This is a genomic window from Paenibacillus lemnae (genome assembly GCF_012933385.1).
Lineage (GTDB): Bacteria > Bacillota > Bacilli > Paenibacillales > Paenibacillaceae > Paenibacillus_AQ > Paenibacillus_AQ lemnae.
Window position 1 is genome coordinate 1 of the sequence record NZ_JABBPN010000042.1, and the last position, 2353, is coordinate 2353.

The window sequence follows — 2353 nt, forward strand, 5'->3', positions numbered from 1 at the left end:
GTGGTGCTGACAAGTGCCTCTTTATTTTTGCATCTACTTGAGCATTTTTACGCTGCGATTCTCGGCATTCTTAGTATGCAATAAACACGTATCTACGAACCCGAGAGGCTTAAGGCGCGAAAGCGCCGGGTCCGACGGACTTAGCCTCGCAGGGTTGTCTGCTGAATTCGCTTCCCGAATCACATCTTGCAGACCAAGCGGCCGAATGGCCCGCAGCGTAGATACAATGTTAAGTGATGTTCCCGCTTCATTGAAATACTAACTTAAATTGTTTTAATTGGTGACTTCCAAAATTCATTTGGACTTGTAGTAGTTATTCTTATACTTGTTCCTTCATCAGATTTCATGTTATTGAGCTCTAATGGTATAAAGTAATCGGGAAGTAAAAGATAATAGCTTTTATTGTTTGTCGACTATTCAAAATTAAAAGTGCTTATCTGTGGAGTTACAAACCAGAATAGATTCTTTGCCATGTAACCGATATAGAATTTTGTCCAGTCTGTTTCCACTGGATTTCCATTGACCCAAACGGGTTGATTATTTTTAAGCCGTTCTCGGAATTCTAGTAAGCCAAGTAAATTACCTGTATCATCGGTTACATATACGTTCCAAGATGGATCCAAAAAAATCCACTTATTCATAGATTCAAGAAAAACGGAGGTTACGACATGACTGTCCAGGTCGTATGCATCATATGAGCGGCAATGTAGTCTACGAGAGTAGAACCCTAATGATAACAACATTTCATTTAGTACAGTGGCTAACACATAACAGTTCATCTTAATGTGTTTATCCTGAGCAAGATCTAATATATGTATTGCATTACACATTTTCGGTGGGGCTACGTTATCATGTTTAACTTTCTCATGTAACCAACTCATTATATTTAATACCATGGATATATCACTATTATCCCCTGCAACTTTAGTTAACTCATATTTATTTCTTATGTAACTTAATTCTTTGTTGTCCTTTTCGTACACAAAGTCCAATGAATCATTACGATTTAGAAGATCATAATTAGTGAATTTCAATAAATTAAAATAATGATCTTTGAATTCTGGCATATAACCGAACAAATATATCCCCTCCCACGTTTTTTATGACGGGAATTTCACTTAACGTTACCGTATTCACGACGCGAGCCGGCCTTAGATAGCTCTTATCTTAGGCCGGCTCGTGTGTCGTCCGATTTACCTTCTATGATTATACATCGGACGACCAAGGGGCGTAAGCCCCGCAGCGAGAATATATTGTTATACGAAGGGACCTTGAGTTACTTACCAATGCTTATAACAAGAGCTTTTGAATATTCTTTAAATTCTCTTTCAATAGGTTTAAAAATTCACTATCGTAATCAAAGGATCCCTTCAATGTGGTTTCAATCAATCGGTTTTGTGAATATCTTATTTTCTTAATCAAATAGGCAATTTCGTAGTGCCCCATTCTTTGATTAACAAATGTCACTTCTAATTCTTCTTGACTCATTGCTTTTAAACGGATCTGTTCGACTTCGCTATTTTCAGATTTTAAAATCCCTTCAATAAAGTGATTGAATTCTTCATGGTCAATCCAGATATCAACCTGCCCTGCAAACAGATCATCCTTTACATTCACTAAGTAATTAATAGATTTAGATCGTTCTAATTCAATGTCTATAAATGAAAAAATAATATGCGATTTTGTATTTTCGGATTGAATAAAAAAATCGTAATGATCTAGTGGTTTATTAAATATCACTTGCTTCGGTCCTTTCGTATAACGTTAATGTGTTCCAGACGTCGAAAGGCTTAAGATGCTTTAGTCTATATGCGAAGCATAGAGTATTGCCGGGTGGCTCTGCCACTTAGCCTTGCAGATGTGTCCGCCTGTCTTCCCTCTTTGAAATTCCTCGGGCGGACCGAGCGACGCATGTCGCGATGCTGGAAAACGGTGTTATCTGCTGGATCTGCCCCACTTCTTCGAATGAAGACAGGACGTCGACCCACAGCATTAAACATCTTTCAACCATTTCTTCTTTACTGAATCTTGCCACGCTGGCTTCTTGATCCACTTACTCGTCGGGTATTGCTTTGCTGAATCTTGCCATGCTGGCTTCCTTGATTCACTCACTCATCGGGTATTGCTTTGCTGAATCTTGCCACGCTGACTTCCTGGATTCACTTACTCAACCCGTCTTTATCAACCCGTCACTTCTCTACTTCAAGCAACAGGACGTTGCGGACGTATAACCTTCAAAAAGTCACTTTGGGGCAGATCTTGTAGATAACGTTATTGTATTCACGACGTCCCACCGACTTAAGGCACCGTCAGGTGCCGGCCGCGATGCGGTTAGTCGGTGCGGATGTGTCCG

Annotated in this window: 2 protein-coding genes; both read right to left on the minus strand. The window is 39.6% G+C overall.

Features of this window, described 5'->3' with window-relative positions; translation table 11 throughout:
* Positions 1 to 413: 413 nt before the first annotated feature.
* Positions 414 to 1067, minus strand: a complete 654-nt coding sequence (locus HII30_RS21305; protein ID WP_169507052.1) for a transglutaminase domain-containing protein — start codon at positions 1065 to 1067, stop codon at positions 414 to 416.
* Positions 1068 to 1290: 223 nt separating this feature from the next.
* Entirely contained in the window at positions 1291 to 1740 is a 450-nt protein-coding gene (locus tag HII30_RS21310; protein ID WP_169507053.1) for a hypothetical protein, read from the minus strand.
* Positions 1741 to 2353 lie beyond the last annotated feature (613 nt).